Here is a 17,146-nt window from a genome sequence, read left to right as displayed (position 1 = left end):
ATGTTTGTTACATGGTATCATAATAACAATGAAAACGACAGTTTTTCTCAATACATATCCTGAAATCTTTCTGAATAAATAAAACACCCTGACAGATTAAGGTAAACAGCAAGGGGGCTCATTATGGAGTTTGTCATTGGATTATTAATTGTACTGCTTGCGCTGTTTGCGGCAGGCTACTTTTTCAGGAAAAAAATCTACGCCGAAATCGACCGGCTGGAATCGTGGAAGATTGAAATTCTGAATCGGTCGATCGTGGAAGAAATGTCTAAAATAAAACATTTAAAAATGACGGGTCAGACAGAAGAGTTCTTTGAGAAGTGGCGTGAAGAATGGGATGAGATTGTCACAGCCCACATGCCGAAAGTTGAAGAGCTCCTTTATGATGCCGAGGAAAATGCAGACAAATACCGGTTTAAAAAGGCCAATCAAGTGCTCGTTCATATCGACGACCTGCTGACAGCGGCTGAATCAAGCATTGAAAAGATTCTTCGGGAAATCAGCGATCTTGTCACAAGTGAGGAAAAGAGCCGTGAAGAGATTGAACAGGTGAGGGAGCGCTATTCGAAATCTCGAAAAAACCTGCTGGCTTACAGCCACCTTTACGGGGAGCTTTATGACAGCCTTGAAAAGGATCTGGACGAAATTTGGAGCGGCATCAAACAATTTGAAGAAGAAACAGAAGGCGGAAACTATATTACTGCACGAAAAGTACTGCTTGAGCAGGACCGTAATCTTGAACGGCTTCAGTCATACATAGATGATGTGCCGAAGCTGTTAGCTGACTGTAAACAGACGGTGCCCGGACAGATTGCAAAGCTCAAGGATGGCTATGGCGAAATGAAAGAAAAAGGGTACAAGCTTGAGCATATCCAGCTTGAAAAGGAATTAGAAAATCTGTCAAACCAGCTGAAACGAGCGGAACATGTCCTGATGACTGAGCTGGATATTGATGAAGCGTCCGCAATCCTGCAGCTCATTGACGAAAATATTCAATCTGTTTATCAGCAGCTGGAGGGCGAAGTTGAAGCCGGTCAATCCGTACTAAGCAAAATGCCTGAATTGATTATTGCTTACGACAAGCTTAAAGAAGAGAAAGAGCATACGAAGGCGGAAACTGAGCTGGTGAAGGAAAGCTACAGGCTGACAGCCGGTGAGCTCGGCAAACAGCAGGCTTTTGAAAAGCGCCTTGATGAAATTGGAAAGCTGCTATCATCCGTTAAAGATAAGCTTGATGCAGAGCATGTCGCCTACTCACTTTTAGTAGAAGAAGTTGCTTCAATAGAGAAGCAAATTGAAGAAGTGAAAAAAGAGCATGCCGAGTATCGTGAAAATCTGCAAGCGCTGAGAAAAGAAGAGCTTCAGGCGAGGGAGACGCTCAGCAATTTGAAAAAAACAATTTCTGAGACAGCTAGACTGCTGAAGACTAGCAACATTCCAGGGATTCCGAGCCATATTCAAGAGATGCTGGAGAACGCGCATCATCATATTCAAGAAACAGTCAATCAACTAAACGAACTTCCATTAAATATGGAAGAAGCCGGTGCCCATTTGAAACAAGCAGAAGAAATCGTCAACAGGGCAAGCCGGGAATCAGAGGAACTTGTCGAGCAGGTCATCCTCATTGAAAAAATCATTCAGTTCGGAAACCGGTTCAGAAGCCAGAATCATATTTTATCTGAACAGCTGAAAGAAGCGGAAAGACGTTTTTATGCTTTTGATTATGACGACTCTTATGAAATTGCAGCTGCCGCTGTAGAAAAGGCTGCGCCAGGTGCAGTTGAAAAAATCAAAGCAGACATATCCGCTTAGATAATCACGACTATGAAAAAGAGCCCGCAGTGTAATGAGCAGGCTCTTTTTTTCATTACAAAACGCCTGCGCAATAACGCAGGCGTTCTGTGACATTAACTTATTTCATTAAGCTGTTTGGATGGTCCGATGAATAAGGTCAGCACATAGCCGATAACCGCTCCGACGATTCCTGGAAGCACCCAGCCGATGCCGAGGCTGTAAAGAGGAAGATTCGCATTTAGAAACACATCTAAAGATCCAAGTGAAAAACCGGCTGCTTTGATACCGTCTAAAATACTGAAAAGTCCTGTACCGATCAAGCAAGCGATGTACACTTCGCGTCTTTCTTTAAAGATCTTATCGATGAAGGAAAGAACGATAATGACAATGGCAAGTGGATAGATAGCTGATAAAATAGGAACAGAAAACGCGATAATTTGCGCGAGTCCGAAATTCGCAATGATCAAGCTGAATAACGTGACAATCGTAACGACAATTTTATATGATAATGCCGGAATAAGTTTTGAAAAATATTGGCCGCAAGATGTGACAAGGCCGATGCTTGTTGTTAAACATGCGACTGTAATCGCTGCTCCGAGTACGATGTTGCCTAATGAACCGAATAAATAATGGGAAGACGCAGATAAAATTTTAGCTCCTTCACCAACAGGACCGATGGCATTTGTACTTGTTGCACCTAAATAAGCAAGGGATACATAAATGAAAGTCAGCCCTAAAGCGGCAATCACACCTGCTTTAATGCAGGCTGCAGCAAGAGCTTTAGACTGTGTAACGCCTTTGCTTTTTACAGCATTTACAACGACAACGCCAAATACAATTGAAGCAAGTGCGTCCATTGTTTTATAGCCTTCTAAAAATCCTTTAAAAACCGGTGTTCCTTTATATGCTTCTGTCACGGCGCCCAATCCGCCCATCGGTGTGAAGATGGCTTTGAGAACAATGATTAAAATAATTGTGAATTTGATGGGAGTCAGAATTTTTCCGACTCGATCGACAACCTTGGATGGGTTTAACGCTAAATAGTACGTAACGCCGAAAAAGATAAGTGTAAATATTAATAAAGAAAGTCTTTCTGGTACGCCAGTCAAAAACGGAACAGCGCCAATTTCATATGAAACAGTTCCTGTTCTCGGGATGGCGAATAATGGTCCGATTGATAAATAAAGCACGACAGTAAAGATTGTGCCGAAAACAGGGTGCGCTTTGTCAGCAAGGCCTTTAGCGTCCTTACCGGTTAATGCGATGGCGATAATGCCGAGAAGCGGCAGGCCTACCCCTGTCAGTAAAAATCCGCCGATGGCCTTCCAGACGTTGTGTCCGGCTGCTTGTCCAAGTTCCGGCGGATAAATCATATTTCCTGCTCCAAAGAATAACGCAAATAGCATGAAACCAATAATAATGGTATCTTTGACAGGCAGTGAGTGTTTCATGAAAAAAATCCTCCTAATAATTATGTTAAAATATTCTGTCAATTAATTGTCAGATAATATGACGAAACGAACAAATCTTATTATATGGTAAAAAAATTAGAAGTCAATACTAGTTTTTCGTAATTTTCTATTAAATTTTGTTATGGTAACATAAATATCATACCTTGTACCGCTTTCATAAAGGAGTAAAAAAGATGATATATTTAGATAATAGTTCAACGACGAAGCCCTACGATGAAGTCTTGAACGTGTATGAACAGACAAGCAGCCGATACTTTGGCAATCCTTCATCTTTGCACCGATATGGAGCCGAAACGGAACAGCTGCTTCAAGCAGCCAAAAATCAAATCAAAAGGTCCTTAGGCCTAAAAAAATATGATATTGTATTTACGTCAGGCGCCACAGAAGCCAATAATGCGGCTTTAAAAGGAGCGGCTTTGTCAAAGATAAAAACAGGCAAACATATCATTGCCACTTCTATTGAACATCCATCCGTTACGGAATCGTTAGAACAGCTGAAAGAATTGTTCGGGTTTGATATCACTTATCTTTCTGTGAATGAAGACGGATTTGTTTCTATTGAAGAACTAAAAGCAGCCATCCGTCCCGATACCGTGCTTGTCAGCATGATGCATGTGAACAATGAAGTCGGTTCCGTGCAGCCGATTGAAGCGGCAGGAGATGTGCTGAAAGAGCACTCGAACATTTTGTTTCACGTCGATTATGTGCAGGGCATCTATAAAGTGCCCTTGGCAATTGAAAAGGCCGGCATTGATCTATGTTCAATTTCCGGGCATAAATTTCACGGGCTGAAGGGGACAGGCGCACTTATTGTAAAAGGAGGAACACGCCTTATTCCGCTCATAACGGGAGGCTCTCAGCAAAAAGGCATACGGGCCGGAACAGAAAATACTGCTGGTGCGGTTTCGCTTGCCAAGGCCATTAATCTTGCCTCTGCTGATTTTGACACACGGCTTGACACGATGACTGCCGCAAAGGAATTGTTTATGAAAAGGCTGAGTGAAATTGAGGGCGTCGTTATCAACACGCCTCAAATGAATAGCGCGCCGCACATTATTAATTTCTCTGTACCGGGGATTAAAGCGGAAGTGCTTTTACACATGCTTGAGGAACAGGATATTTTCGTCTCCACAACATCGGCTTGCTCGGCAAAAGAACATAAGCCCAGCAAGGTTCTCTTAGAGATGGGCAAAGGAGAGCAGATTGCCGGAAGCAGCATCAGAATCAGTTTAAATTACAGCCAGACAAGCGATGTGGCAGAACCGTTTATGAACGCGCTTCGTCCTGGTATCAAAAAATTAAGGGAAATGATGAGGTAGAACATGAATTACGATCATATATTAATTCGTTTTGGGGAAATTTCGACCAAAGGCAAAAACAGAAAAAGCTTTATTGAGCGCTTAAAACAAAACATCAGACTCGTTTTGAAAGACTATCCGAATTTAAAATACTTTTCCAACAGAGATCGTATGACGATTACATTAAATGGAGAGGATCCTGAGGCTCTTTTTCCTCATTTAAGGCAAGTGTTTGGCATTCAAAGCTTCAGTCTGGCAATTAAGTGTGACAGCCGCCTTAATGATATTAAGGAAACCGCACTAAAGGCTATCAAAGATCAATATAAACCAGGTGATACGTTTAAAGTCGCGACAAAGAGAGCGTATAAGCAATTTGAATTAGATACAAACCAGATGAACGCTGAAATCGGCGGCCATATTTTGCGAAATACAGAAGGATTGACGGTCGATGTTCGCAACCCAGATATCCCGCTCAGAATCGAAATCAGGGAAGAAGCAACATTTTTGACAATTCGTGATGAAAAAGGTGCAGGCGGGCTGCCAGTTGGTTCAGCAGGAAAAGCGATGCTGATGCTTTCCGGCGGTTTTGACAGCCCTGTGGCCGGTTTTTATGCGATGAAACGGGGACTGTCGGTAGAAGCTGTTCATTTCTTCAGCCCGCCATACACGAGTGAGCGCGCAAAGCAAAAGGTAATGGATCTGGCGAAATGTCTGTCCCGTTTTGGGGGAAGCATGACACTTCATATCGTTCCATTTACAAAAACGCAAGAGCTCATCCAAAAACAAATTCCTGAAAATTACACAATGACGGCAACCCGCCGCCTCATGCTTCAGATCGCCGACAGAATCAGAGAAAAGAGAAACGGGCTTGCCATTATTACGGGAGAAAGCCTCGGTCAGGTAGCGAGCCAAACGCTTGAAAGCATGTATGCAATTAATGCGGTGACGTCAACACCGATTTTGCGTCCATTAATCGCCATGGACAAAACAGAAATCATCGAAAAATCACGGGAAATTGGCACATATGAGACAAGCATTCAGCCGTTTGAAGACTGCTGCACGATCTTTACACCGCCAAGCCCGAAAACACGCCCTAAAAAAGAGAAAATTGAACACTTTGAAAGCTTTGTTGATTTCGAGCCGTATATTCAAGAAGCGGTAGATAACATTGAGACAATGACCCTGTATAGCGAACAAGAAGCTAACGATAAATTCGCTGAACTCTTTTAAATTAATTTTCAGCTCCTGTATACAATTACCAAAGTTTTTCTGAATGAAGCCATGTGTTTTGACACATTCTATACTCACAAGGAGGTGAGACACATGGCTAACAATAACTCAGGTAACAGCAACAACCTTTTAGTACCAGGAGCTGCTCAAGCGATCGACCAAATGAAATTAGAAATCGCTTCTGAATTCGGTGTAAACCTTGGAGCAGACACAACTTCTCGCGCTAACGGTTCTGTTGGAGGAGAGATCACAAAACGTCTTGTATCTTTTGCTCAACAAAACATGGGCGGAGGACAATTCTAATTTACAATTTCACATAATGGCTTAGGAGTGGGGGTATCCCCACTCCTTTTCATTTTTTACATATAAAAAAGGACCAGCGGCCTATAAAATCTATGTTTACAGAGGTTGCTTTTAGGCATATCCTTACGGAAAGAGCCTGTATTTATGTATAATGGGTGGAGAAAGTGAGGAGTTGTTCGTGTTAAAACGTGAAGATTTAATTGCCCCTATGCAATATAATTTAGTGAATGAAATGGAAAAGTTCAGTGCCGCTGGACAAAAAACCGCTCTTCTGTGGGAGGACGAGTCGGGTAAGCAAGAATCTTGGTCGTATGAAAAGCTGATGGAAGAAACAAATAAAATCGGAGCGGCCTTAGCTGATCTTGGATTTAAAAAGGGAGACAAGCTGATTGTAATGGTTCCGCGGGTGCTTGAAGCCTATGCCGTTTATTTGGCTATCCTGAAATCAGGAATGGTCGTTATTCCGTGCTCCGAAATGCTTCGCGCAAAAGATCTTGAATACCGGATTGAACATGCAGAGGTAAAAGGCGCTATCGTCTACTCCGAATTTATTGGCGCTTTCCGGGATGTCAGTACGGCTGACAAACTGATTACACTGTCTATTGGTGAAAATGATGCCGGCTGGAAAAACCTCTTATCAATTGAAGCGGACGGAAGCCAATTTAAAACAGCTGACACAACAAGAGATGATATGGCTTTCTTATCTTATACATCCGGGACAACAGGTCAGCCGAAAGGTGTTGTACATACACATGGATGGGCATTTGCTCATTTAAAAACTTCTGCCGGCGCTTGGCTTGACATTTCTGAAAAGGATATCGTCTGGGCAACTGCTGCCCCTGGCTGGCAAAAGTGGGTATGGAGTCCGTTTTTAGCGGTGCTTGGCAGCGGAGCAACCGGTTTTGTGTACCACGGCAGATTCAAAGCAGAAAAATATCTAGAGCTTTTAAATCGATACAAAATCAATGTTTTCTGCTGTACGCCGACAGAATACCGCTTAATGGCGAAGGTCGAGGGCTTGGACCGCTTTGATCTTTCTGCCCTGCACAGCGCTGTTTCCGCAGGTGAGCCGCTCAACCGTGAAGTCATTGATGTTTTCCAAAAGCACTTTGGCATTAAGGTACGGGACGGATATGGCCAAACAGAAAGCACGCTTTTGGTTGGTGTTTTGAAAGATACGCCTATTAAACCGGGAAGCATGGGAAAACCGACACCGGGAAATCAGGTGGAGATCATAAATGAAGACGGTGAAATCTGCAAACCTGGTGAGGTTGGCGATATCGCTGTTCACCTCAGTACGCCTGCGCTCTTTAAAGAGTATTTTAAAGATCCGGAAAGAATGAAAACACAAATTCGCGGCGATTATTTCCTAACGGGAGACAGAGCAAGAAAAGATGAGGAAGGTTACTTCTGGTTTGAAAGCCGAAATGACGATATTATTATCAGCTCCGGCTATACAATCGGGCCTTTCGAGGTGGAAGACGCGCTTGTTAAGCACCCAGAAGTAAAAGAATGTGCTGTTGTCGCAAGCCCTGATGAAATCAGAGGCTCCATCGTAAAGGCATATGTTGTCCTGCAAAATCATGAAAAACGCAGTGATGAGCTTGTCAAAATGCTGCAAAACCATGTGAAGACGATTACCGCTCCATACAAATATCCTAGAGAAATTGAATTTGTGGAAAGCCTGCCGAAAACGGCTTCTGCAAAAATCAGACGAGTGGAATTAAGAAAACGTGAAGAACAGCTCAAAGCCAATAAAAAGGCGTAAAGAAAGAGAGTGAACGTGAATGAAGGCGATATGGCACGGCGGTTTCATTTATACGATGCTCGAAGAAGGCGATCGGACTGAGGCAGTTTATGTTGAGGATGGTGTTATAAAAGGCACCGGCAGCTATGAACGTTTGAAGGAAAAGTACGGGTCACCGGAAACAGAAGAAATCAGCCTGAACGGTGCAGTGATGTTCCCCGGTTTTGTTGACAGCCACCTACATTTGATCGGCCACGGTGAGAAACAGCTTCAGCTCGATCTGTCCGCACTGACGTCGAAAGATGCAATTTTACAGGCTGCGAAGGAAAGAGAGCGGCAGCTTCCTAAAAACGATTGGCTCATTGGAGAGGGCTGGAATGAAAATCAGTTTGAGACACCTGACTACTTGACTAAGCATGATCTTGATCGCCTGTTTCCAGACAGGCCCGTCTTGCTCAAACGTATATGCCGGCATGCAATAGCTGTCAATTCTGCGGCTCTTCAAGCAGCGGGAATTTCAAGAAATACTCCTGACCCTGACGGCGGAGTCATCGTGAAAGATGCAAATGGAGAGCCGTCCGGACTCCTGTTTGATAAGGCGCAGGTTTTGATTCTGAAGGCTGTCCCGCCAGTCTCTCAGCACTATGTTGATGAGGCATTAACGGCTGCAATAAAGGATTGCTGGACAAAAGGCCTGACGGGCGGTCATTCGGAAGACTTGTCCTATTATGGTGATGTTTCGGTGCCGTTGAAAGCTTATGAGAAAGCTGTTGCTGGCGGAAAGTATCCGTTCCGCTGCCATTTGCTCGTTCATCATGAAGCGGTCGATCGATGGGAGCAGCTGGATAAGCCGTCCGGCCCTTATGTGGAGTTCGGTGCGATGAAAATCTTTGCGGACGGGGCGCTTGGCGGGAGAACGGCTTTATTGAAAGAACCATATCAGGATGATCCATCAACAAATGGTGTTCAGGTTCACGATGACGAAACCCTTGGCCGGCTCATTCGCAAAGCGAGAGAAAAAGGGATGGAGGTTGCTGTTCATGCAATCGGCGATCTTGCTTTTGAAAAAGTGCTGAACGCAATAGAAAAGCATCCGCCCAAAAACGGCCGGCATGATCGGCTTATTCATGCCCAAGTGCTTGATAACGAATTAATCGAGAGAGCAGCACGCATGCCGATCGCACTTGACCTTCAGCCGCACTTCGTTGCAAGCGACTTTCCGTGGGTCATTGACCGTCTCGGAAAAGACCGGATGAAGACTGCATTTGCCTGGAAAACCCTCATATCTAAAGGCATTTTATGCGCGGGCGGTTCAGACGCCCCGATTGAGCCTGTTGATCCGCTTCTAGGGATCCAGTCCGCGGTCCTCCGGAAAAGCAGTCATGAGCAAAACGGGCCAAGCTATAATGAAAGTGAATGTTTACCTGTATATGAAGCGATAAAGCTTTATACAGAAGGTAGCGCCGGTATCATTTATAAAGAGAAGTCACGCGGAAAAATTGCGGAAGGCTATGACGCGGATTTTACAGTTCTCAGTGGTGATCCGTTTGCCATTGACCCCGCACAGCTTCATCTTTTAGAGATTAAAAAAACCGTGATTAACGGCCAGATTGTATATGAGAAATCATAAAAGGACAGGCAGCAGCCTGTCCTTTTATTTTCTATAAAAAAGTACGCTTCACTTTTTCCCAAAATGAATTGTCCTTTAGTTTGACTGTTTTGATTTTCTTATTAGACAGTTTGATTTCGATCGTTTTCACATTTCTCGTGCTGAGTGCTTCATTGTCCAAGCCGATGATTGGGTGTTCGTTGCCGTCCTGCACCACACGAAGGGTCAGCTTTCGGTCAGAGCTGAGGACAAATGGCGAGCCGAGTGTCCGGTAGGTGTTATTGTTAAGAGAAGCAAGCTCAGATACCTGCATGCATGGGAGCAGCGGATCAACAACCGCTCCTGCAACAGACTTGTTATAGGCGGTGCTGCCTGTAGGCGTTGAGATGATCATTCCGTCACCTCTAAACGTTTCAAAGTGCAGATCGTCAATCAGCACGTCCATCACAAAGGTTTTAATGATGCTTGAACGGATGGAAACCTCGTTTAGGCAATGAAAAGGACTAGCGTTATCCACTGTCACTTCAATCAGCGGATATTTTCTGACTTCAATTTGTTCAAACGTCATTGCATCGACCATTTTTTCTCGCTCATCACTATGAAAGTCGCAATATAAATGAGCTTTCCCCTTTTTGGTAATGCCGACGTACAAGCAGTCGTCACGAAAATTTGTCTTTCGGACTGCCTGCAAAAATGTGCCGTCCCCGCCAATGCTAGCGATAATATTGGCGTCTGAGTGCTGGTTCACAACGGTAAATCCATGCTCTTCAGCCAATTGTGTTAACGAGCGGGCTTGTTCGTTTGTTTCCTGATCCTGTTTGTGAAAAAAATAAACATTACGGCGTTGATCGGTCATATCCCATTTCCCCTTTGCTGTCATATTTAAGTTTTTCTGCCATCCAGTATTTGTGATAAAATACCTTTGGCCATAAGTGTACCACGTTTGCCGGCAGCCCGTTAAGCCGGAGCTTTCTCATTAATTGAAACATTTTTCATATTGAATCGTATAATGAGAGAGTTTGGGAAAAAGGAGGAGAAAAAATGAATGCAAAAAGATGGATTGCATTAGTGATTGCTCTGGGGATTTTCGGCGTGTCTATTATCGTCAGCATCTCTATGAGTTTCTTTGAAAGCGTCAAAGGCGCTCAAACGGATCTCACATCACTGACGGATGAATCGCAGGAAAAGACGCTGGAAAACGGCAGTCTCTCAAGTAAAATTGCCGTATTAGAGGTCAGCGGCACCATTCAGGATAATGGGGACTCAAGCAGTCTGCTTGGTGCAGACGGATATAACCACAGAACGTTCTTAAAAAACCTTGAGCGCGCAAAAGATGACAAGGCGGTCAAAGGTATCGTTCTGAAGGTGAATTCTCCGGGTGGCGGAGTGTATGAAAGTGCTGAAATACATAAGAAACTGGAAGAAATCAAGAAAGAAACTAAAAAACCGATTTACGTGTCAATGGGTTCGATGGCAGCATCAGGAGGCTATTACATCTCAACAGCGGCTGATAAGATTTTTGCGACACCGGAAACCCTGACCGGGTCACTCGGCGTCATTATGGAAAGCGTCAATTATTCAAAGCTTGCCGATAAGCTTGGCATTTCTTTTGAAACGATTAAGAGCGGGGCCCATAAGGACATTATGTCTCCTTCCCGTGAGATGACGAAAGAAGAAAAAAACATCATGCAATCGATGGTTGATAATTCGTATGAAGGCTTTGTTGATGTCATTTCAAAAGGGCGCGGCATGTCGAAAGCAGAGGTAAAGAAAATTGCGGACGGCCGCGTGTATGACGGACGGCAGGCGAAAAAACTGAACCTCGTTGATGAGCTTGGTTTTTATAACGATACCATTACGGCCATGAAAAAGGATCACAAGGATTTGAAAAACGCCTCTGTCATTTCTTATGAGGAAAGCTTCGGATTAGGCTCACTGTTTTCCATGGGTGCGAACAAAATGTTTAAAAGTGAAATTGATTTTTTGAATATGAGAGAAATTCTATCGCAATCCGGTTCGCCGAGAATGATGTATCTCTATGCGAAGTAGGAGGGAACAATAATGGACGCGACATATGAAGAGTTAGAGCGCAATGACATCAAAGGCCCGCAAGAAGCGGAGCAGCTGACACATGCCTATGCTGGCTTTTGGGTTCGTTTCTGGGCTTTCCTGCTTGATTGGCTCGTGATATGGGGATTAAACCATTTGCTCGTTTCTCCCCTCTTTACCGTATTGGATCTGCCGAAAACATCCGGCATGTTTACCTTCTCGGCCTACAGTGTGACAACGCTTATTGTGTATCTTGCCTATTTCGCACTAATGACAAAATACTTCAGGCAGACGCTTGGTAAAATGGTGTTCGGCCTCAAAGTGGTTTCTGTGAAGCAAGATAGCAAGCTGACATGGAGTACAGTGATTTTTCGTGAAGTGGTTGGACGGTATATTGATAAGATTTGGATTTTATATATCGTTGTTGCTTTTTCACCTACAAAACAAGGGATTCATGATTACATCGCGGATACCACCGTGGTGCATGAAAAATTATACCGCAAATAACCGATAACCCGGACCTCCGTCCGGGTTTATTTTTTTAGGAATTGGCGATAATGCTCCTAGAGGAAGTGAAGAATATGGTGTATGTACTGACAGCCATTCTTATTCTCATAGGGATCGTACTGCTTCTCAGAATGAAAATCCATGTCGCGCTGGAGTATCTTCATGCCGATGATAATGACAAATTGACCTTGAAGATTACGGCGCTGTTTGGCCTTATAAGGATCAAAAAAACAATCCCGGCGATTAAGGTGAACAAAGAAGACGGAACAGTGGATATCAAACAAAAAACTGAATCCAAAATGAAAAAAAGCAGCGGAAAGAAAAAAATTACACAAAACGATGTGCAGCAAAGCATTAATAAAATCGAAATGCTTTTGCATCAGGTCACCAGACTACGGAAAATCAGCGCGTCTTTTCTCGCGCATTTACATATCACAAAACTAGAATGGGTTACAGTAATCGGAATTCAGGACGCGGCAGTGACAGGTGTGTTAACAGGTGCTGTATGGGGTGTGAAGGGCGGTATCGCAGCAATGCTCTACGACCACCTGGACTTTGTGAATAAACCTGTCTATGAGGTGATCCCGTCGTTTCAAGTCCCTGTTTCCAAGACCCATTTTCAGTGTATATTCTTTTTTCGCTTTGGACATGCTATGCTTGCAGCTTTCAAATTCGTCAAATACGGACGGGAGCTATCCGTATTAAAGAAGAATCCGTCGGCTAGAATGACTTCAAAGAATGATTCATCAGTTTAAGGAGGAAGCGTATATGGCAGACCATCCCATCCAAGGTTTAATGAAAACCGCAATGGAAAACTTGAAGGAAATGATTGATGTTAACACCATCATCGGAGATCCAGTAGAAACGCCTGATGGAAGTGTGATTTTAACTGTTTCTAAAGTTGGATTCGGATTCGCCGCAGGCGGAAGCGAGTTTGGCGGAAAGCCGGCCGAAAAGAAATCGGAAGACGATGAGACAAGAGAACAGAAACTTCCTTTCGGAGGCGGAAGCGGGGGCGGTGTGTCCATTACGCCGATCGCGTTTTTAATTGTCGGATCGACAGGCATCAGAATGCTTCATTTAGATGAAAATACCCATTTAATAGAGAAAATTTTAGACGCAGCCCCTCAAACACTCGAACGCATCCAGCAAATGTTCAAGAAAAATAACAAGAACCAAGGCCAGGGCCAAAATCAAAACCAAATGAACAATATGAATTATTAAAAAAAGGTTAACTGCGCTGGCCGCAGTTAACTTTTTTTTGGCATAAACTTTGCAGTTTGCAGGAAACTTTACTATGATAGAGACATACATACAAAAGGGAGGAATTATAATGGCTGAAATTACATTCAAAGGCGGTCCGGTTACACTTGTCGGACAAGAAGTGAAGGTAGGAGATCAAGCTCCTGATTTCACAGTGCTGACTAACAGCCTTGAAGAAAAATCGTTAGCTGACATGAAAGGAAAGGTAACGATTATTTCTGTTATCCCTTCAATTGATACAGGTGTTTGTGATGCACAAACACGCCGTTTTAACGAAGAAGCTGCAAAGCTTGGAGATGTCAACGTCTACACAATCAGTGCAGACCTTCCATTCGCGCAAGCGCGCTGGTGCGGCGCTAACGGAATTGACAAAGTGGAAACACTGTCTGACCACAGAGATATGTCATTTGGCGAAGCGTTCGGTGTGTATATTAAAGAACTTCGTCTGCTTGCGCGTTCCGTATTTGTCCTTGATGAGAATGGAAAAGTCGTTTACGCTGAATATGTAAGCGAAGCAACAAACCACCCGAACTATGAAAAGCCAATTGAGGCTGCTAAGGCATTAGTGAAGTAAGCAGGGAAAAAAGCTCCAGGCTGCCGCCGGAGCTTTTTTCATGGCAAGGAGGAACACAATATGCAAAACGACCATGTAGGTGCGGTGTATGAGCTGTTAAACGAAGCAGCGATTATGATAAAGAATGAATTGCAGATTTCATATATAGAGGCGCTGGCCGAAGCAGGAGAAATGTATTTTCTTGAAAAAACGGATCAGCTGAAACTGCCTGCTGATCAGAAAACCAAACAACTTCAGGCTCTGCTTGAAAAAGCGGAATTCGGCAAGTATGAGCATGAGTGGGTACGCAAGGCTTTTCAGCTTGCCGTCCTTAAAGGAATGAAAGATATCTCCCATCCAAACAGACAAATGACGCCGGATACGATCGGGCTTTTCATCAGCTATTTGGTGAATAAGTTTATGGCGGACAAAAAGGAATTGACCATTCTTGATCCAGCCTTGGGAACTGGGAACCTTCTGTTTACCGTGCTGAACCAGCTGTCTGAAAAAACGGCAAACAGCTTTGGCATTGAAATTGATGATGTGCTCTTGAAGATCGCCTATGCCCAAGCGAACCTTCTGAAAAAAGAGCTTGAGCTTTTCCACCAGGACAGCCTTGAGCCGTTGTTTATCGATCCAGTTGACACGGTCATTTGTGATCTGCCAGTCGGCTATTATCCGAATGACGAAGGAGCAGAAGCGTTTGAGCTTAAAGCTGACGAAGGCCATTCCTTCGCTCATCATCTGTTTATTGAACAGAGCGTCAAGCATACCAAACCGGGCGGCTACTTATTTTTTATGATTCCGAATCATTTGTTTGAGAGCTCCCAAAGCGGCAAGCTGAAACAGTTTTTCAAAGATAAGGTTCATATCAACGCACTGTTGCAGCTGCCAAAATCTATTTTTAAAGACGAAGCTCATGCCAAAAGCATCCTTGTGCTTCAGAAACAAGGAGAGAATACGAAAGCGCCGGGGCAAATTCTGCTTGCGAATCTTCCGTCTTTCTCCAATCAAAAGGCGATGCTTGATATGATGGCTCAATTTGATGAATGGTTTAAAAAAGAAAAGTAAGTGTTTTAAAAGCAGCTTAGGCAGCCGTATGAGGTCGATGCCTAAGCTGCTTTTATTTATGCTTTTGAAGACCGGACTTGACGAATTGAATCCAGCTTTGAAACACAAAATACAGAGGGAAAAACCGCAAATTGTAAGCGTTCATCAATACAAAATCTATAGGGAATGTGTCTGAAAATAACGACTTCTTATTGTAAGCGTTATCAATACGCAAGTTGACTTGAAAAGCCGACATGACAATGTTTAAATGGAAAAGTCAGATATTTTTCGGAGAAGATGTTGATATTCACCGGGAAAAAAGTACGAAAAACGAAGTTGTTGATACAGAGTATAAAGGAGCGTCAATCATGTCCAAAATTATTGCAATTAACGCAGGAAGCTCGTCTTTGAAATTTCAGCTTTTCGAAATGCCTTCAGAAACCGTTTTAACGAAGGGTTTAGTTGAACGAATCGGTATCGCCGACAGTGTATTCACAATTTCTGTGAACGGCGAAAAAAATACAGAAGTAACTGATATTCCGGATCATGCGGTAGCTGTTAAAATGCTGCTGAATAAGTTAACGGAATTCGGCATTATTAAAGACTTGAATGAAATTGACGGAATTGGCCATCGTGTCGTTCACGGCGGAGAAAAATTCAGCGATTCTGTTTTATTAACGGATGAAACCATTAAGGAAATCGAAGATATTTCTGAATTGGCACCGCTTCACAATCCGGCAAATATCGTTGGAATTAAAGCGTTCAAAGAAGTGCTTCCAAATGTTCCTGCGGTAGCTGTATTTGATACGGCATTCCACCAAACAATGCCTGAGCAGTCTTACCTGTACAGCTTGCCGTATGAATACTATGAAAAATTCGGCATCCGTAAATACGGCTTCCACGGCACTTCACATAAATATGTAACTGAGCGTGCGGCAGAGCTTCTCGGCCGTCCGTTAAAAGACTTGCGCCTGATTTCCTGCCACCTTGGAAACGGAGCAAGTATTGCGGCTGTTGAAGGCGGAAAATCAATTGACACATCCATGGGCTTTACGCCGCTTGCCGGTGTAGCAATGGGTACACGTTCTGGAAACATCGACCCTGCCCTGATTCCATACATCATGGAGAAAACAGGCCAAACGGCTGACGAAGTATTGAATACATTAAACAAAAAAAGCGGACTGCTCGGCATTTCCGGTTTCTCAAGCGATCTTCGTGACATCGTCGAAGCAACGAAAGAAGGAAATGAGCGCGCGGAAACGGCTCTTGAAGTATTCGCAAGCAGAATCCACAAATACATCGGTTCTTACGCTGCAAGAATGAGCGGTGTAGATGCGATCATCTTTACTGCCGGTATCGGTGAAAACAGTGTGGAAGTCAGAGAACGCGTTCTTCGCGGTTTAGAATTCATGGGCGTATACTGGGATCCTGCGCTTAATAACGTGCGCGGCGAGGAAGCTTTCATCAGCTATCCGCATTCTCCAGTAAAAGTCATGATCATTCCGACAGATGAAGAAGTCATGATTGCGCGCGACGTTGTTCGTTTAGCAAAATAAATCGCATGAAAGCACATTCTCTTGAATGTGCTTTTTTGTTGATGCATGATAGTGACAGACAGAAAACATAAAAGAGGTGGGCCAATGAGCGTTCAAGAGCATAAACAAGAAGCTCCCGATATCGTTCGGTGCAAAGTGATTACTGTCAGTGACACGAGGACAGAGGAAACCGATAAAAGCGGCAAGCTGATGATCTCATTTTTAGAAGAAGCCGGTCATCATATTGCTGCATATGAAATTGTAAAAGACGAAAAGGATGCTTTGCAGCGGTCAGTGCTTGCAGGCTGCATGGATGAACAGACAGACGCGGTACTCTTAAACGGAGGGACAGGCATAGCAGATCGGGATGTCACTATTGAAGCCATAACGCCGTTGTTTTCGAAAGAGCTGCCCGGCTTTGGAGAAATATTCAGGATGCTGAGTTATACAGAGGATATCGGCTCTGCCGCAATCATGTCGAGAGCAACTGCCGGCGTCATTCAGCATACCGCTGTTTTCTCAACGCCAGGCTCAAGCGGCGCAGTAAAGCTGGCAATGAATAAGCTGATTATTCCCGAACTTGCGCATGTGGTCAGAGAAATCAGAAAAGACAAGTAAATGAATAAATACTATGAAACTTCACCTGAGTATTTAGGTGAAGTTTTTTTTATAAAAGGCTTGAAAAAACGAAACGTACTTGTTAAAGTGTATACATACAAAATGTATTTTTATTAAA

The 17,146-nt window shown here is 43.7% G+C and carries 17 protein-coding genes; 15 read left to right on the top strand and 2 right to left on the bottom strand.

Annotation, left to right across the window (positions count from 1 at the left end):
• Positions 1-123: 123 nt before the first annotated feature.
• Positions 124-1,812, top strand: coding sequence for a septation ring formation regulator EzrA (ezrA, locus tag ACZ07B_RS06080; protein WP_216996115.1), 1,689 nt, complete (start codon positions 124-126; stop codon positions 1,810-1,812).
• A gap of 95 nt (positions 1,813-1,907) precedes the next feature.
• On the opposite strand, the gene brnQ is transcribed toward ezrA, so the two are convergent.
• A complete protein-coding gene (gene brnQ / locus ACZ07B_RS06075; protein WP_003229322.1) occupies positions 1,908-3,245 on the bottom strand; it encodes a branched-chain amino acid transport system II carrier protein in 1,338 nt (445 codons plus the stop codon).
• 194 nt (positions 3,246-3,439) lie between these two features.
• Here brnQ and ACZ07B_RS06070 point away from each other — a divergent pair, with 194 nt between their 5' ends.
• The 5 genes from ACZ07B_RS06070 (at position 3,440) to ACZ07B_RS06050 (ending at position 9,474) form a co-directional block, all read left to right on the top strand.
• Positions 3,440-4,585 carry a cysteine desulfurase family protein gene (locus tag ACZ07B_RS06070; RefSeq protein WP_464877002.1) on the top strand — a complete coding sequence of 382 codons (1,146 nt, stop codon included), beginning with the start codon at positions 3,440-3,442 and terminating at the stop codon, positions 4,583-4,585.
• Between the two features lie 3 nt (positions 4,586-4,588).
• Positions 4,589-5,794: a tRNA uracil 4-sulfurtransferase ThiI gene (gene thiI, locus ACZ07B_RS06065; protein ID WP_128993287.1), complete on the top strand. Its 1,206-nt coding sequence runs from the start codon at positions 4,589-4,591 to the stop codon at positions 5,792-5,794.
• A 93-nt stretch (positions 5,795-5,887) separates the two neighbouring features.
• Entirely contained in the window at positions 5,888-6,097 is a 210-nt protein-coding gene (sspA, locus tag ACZ07B_RS06060) for an alpha type acid-soluble spore protein SspA (protein ID WP_003223491.1), read from the top strand.
• A 178-nt stretch (positions 6,098-6,275) separates the two neighbouring features.
• Positions 6,276-7,865 (top strand): acyl-CoA synthetase MbcS, encoded by a 1,590-nt coding sequence (gene mbcS / locus ACZ07B_RS06055; RefSeq protein ID WP_015714519.1) that lies wholly within the window; start codon positions 6,276-6,278, stop codon positions 7,863-7,865.
• A gap of 19 nt (positions 7,866-7,884) precedes the next feature.
• Positions 7,885-9,474, top strand: coding sequence for an amidohydrolase (locus ACZ07B_RS06050; protein WP_464877001.1), 1,590 nt, complete (start codon positions 7,885-7,887; stop codon positions 9,472-9,474).
• A 31-nt stretch (positions 9,475-9,505) separates the two neighbouring features.
• Here the strand turns inward: ACZ07B_RS06050 and ACZ07B_RS06045 are convergent, their stop codons facing one another.
• The gene (locus ACZ07B_RS06045; RefSeq protein ID WP_014480556.1) at positions 9,506-10,309 is read right to left on the bottom strand and encodes an NAD kinase; all 804 of its coding nucleotides are present in this window, start codon (positions 10,307-10,309) and stop codon (positions 9,506-9,508) included.
• Between the two features lie 185 nt (positions 10,310-10,494).
• On the opposite strand from ACZ07B_RS06045, the gene sppA reads away from it, so the two are divergent.
• The 9 genes from sppA to ACZ07B_RS06000 all read left to right on the top strand — a co-directional run bounded on the left by sppA (position 10,495) and on the right by ACZ07B_RS06000 (position 17,028).
• Positions 10,495-11,502 carry a signal peptide peptidase SppA gene (gene sppA / locus ACZ07B_RS06040; protein ID WP_217019401.1) on the top strand — a complete coding sequence of 336 codons (1,008 nt, stop codon included), beginning with the start codon at positions 10,495-10,497 and terminating at the stop codon, positions 11,500-11,502.
• Between the two features lie 12 nt (positions 11,503-11,514).
• Positions 11,515-12,009 carry an RDD family protein gene (locus ACZ07B_RS06035; protein ID WP_014477652.1) on the top strand — a complete coding sequence of 165 codons (495 nt, stop codon included), beginning with the start codon at positions 11,515-11,517 and terminating at the stop codon, positions 12,007-12,009.
• Positions 12,010-12,083: 74 nt separating this feature from the next.
• Positions 12,084-12,764 (top strand): DUF2953 domain-containing protein, encoded by a 681-nt coding sequence (locus tag ACZ07B_RS06030; protein WP_004399127.1) that lies wholly within the window; start codon positions 12,084-12,086, stop codon positions 12,762-12,764.
• A gap of 13 nt (positions 12,765-12,777) precedes the next feature.
• Positions 12,778-13,233: a GerW family sporulation protein gene (ytfJ, locus tag ACZ07B_RS06025; protein ID WP_003223504.1), complete on the top strand. Its 456-nt coding sequence runs from the start codon at positions 12,778-12,780 to the stop codon at positions 13,231-13,233.
• Positions 13,234-13,342: 109 nt separating this feature from the next.
• Positions 13,343-13,846 carry a thiol peroxidase gene (gene tpx, locus ACZ07B_RS06020; protein ID WP_003223506.1) on the top strand — a complete coding sequence of 168 codons (504 nt, stop codon included), beginning with the start codon at positions 13,343-13,345 and terminating at the stop codon, positions 13,844-13,846.
• 60 nt (positions 13,847-13,906) lie between these two features.
• Positions 13,907-14,896: a class I SAM-dependent methyltransferase gene (locus ACZ07B_RS06015; RefSeq protein ID WP_134156579.1), complete on the top strand. Its 990-nt coding sequence runs from the start codon at positions 13,907-13,909 to the stop codon at positions 14,894-14,896.
• Entirely contained in the window at positions 14,868-15,071 is a 204-nt protein-coding gene (locus ACZ07B_RS06010) for a hypothetical protein (protein ID WP_119899691.1), read from the top strand. Before ACZ07B_RS06015 ends, ACZ07B_RS06010 begins: the two co-directional genes overlap by 29 nt.
• A 172-nt stretch (positions 15,072-15,243) precedes the next feature.
• Entirely contained in the window at positions 15,244-16,431 is a 1,188-nt protein-coding gene (locus ACZ07B_RS06005; RefSeq protein WP_003223511.1) for an acetate kinase, read from the top strand.
• 84 nt (positions 16,432-16,515) lie between these two features.
• Positions 16,516-17,028, top strand: coding sequence for a MogA/MoaB family molybdenum cofactor biosynthesis protein (locus ACZ07B_RS06000; RefSeq protein ID WP_003229354.1), 513 nt, complete (start codon positions 16,516-16,518; stop codon positions 17,026-17,028).
• The last annotated feature ends 118 nt before the right edge of the window (positions 17,029-17,146 follow it).

The sequence above is a fragment of the Bacillus sp. 9.4 genome (assembly GCF_055486415.1).
The sequence above is the reverse complement of the archived record's forward strand: the minus strand, read 5'-3'. Positions and strand labels throughout refer to the sequence as shown.